General features: G+C 33.2%; 1 protein-coding gene. It reads right to left on the bottom strand.

The features are described 5' to 3' along the window. Positions 1-525 precede the first annotated feature (525 nt). On the bottom strand, positions 526-674 hold a 149-nt coding region (locus HMPREF3265_RS12515), incomplete at its 5' end, for an adenylosuccinate synthetase (protein ID WP_176743916.1).

Below are 674 nucleotides of genomic sequence, written 5' to 3'. Positions count from 1 at the left end.
AAGGGCGGTGTCTTAACCGCTTGACCAAGGAGCCGTTCTTAAGCACAAGATAGATTATAGCACAGGCTTTATTTTGAATACAAGACATTTTTTACATAATTTTAATATTTTTTTATAATTCCTTAATTTTTTGGATAAACGTTGTAATAACAATGGTTTTAAGGTTACAAATGCTATATTTATCGATTTTTTACACTTATATTTTTATAAAAAACGGGGGTGCGACAGAAATAAAATTTTCTCAAAGTTTATTTCGTTGTTACCTCGTCAAGGATGACTAGGTTTGAAAAAAGCTTGATACAAGGGCATTTTTCAAATCAGTCAGCTACTGACAAAATGATAAAGTAGACTGAGACATTTTATTTTGTCCCAGCCTCACTAATTATTAATATTGTTGGAATGATAGACGGGTTACAGTGAGCAAGTTTTTCGGCAGAAATACTCAAAGTTCGACAAAACTTGAAAAACAGTTTTGCTCACTTTTCGATTCTGTTCAAAACCTAAACGCTCACTTGCTCACCTTTTTTACCACAATTGTTCTAATAGGTTTGTTTGGTCACGGTCTGGACCTACTGAGAAGATTGAAATACGTACATTACATAATTCAGAGATGCGTTCTAAGTATTTACGTGCATTATCTGGTAATTCTTCTAATGTACGGCAACCAGTGATAT

The sequence above is a fragment of the Staphylococcus sp. HMSC62B09 genome (assembly GCF_001839115.1).
In the GTDB taxonomy this organism is placed as follows: Bacteria; Bacillota; Bacilli; order Staphylococcales; family Staphylococcaceae; genus Staphylococcus; species Staphylococcus haemolyticus.
Note: the sequence above shows the minus strand (reverse complement) of the source record. Positions and strands in the feature narration are given on the sequence as shown.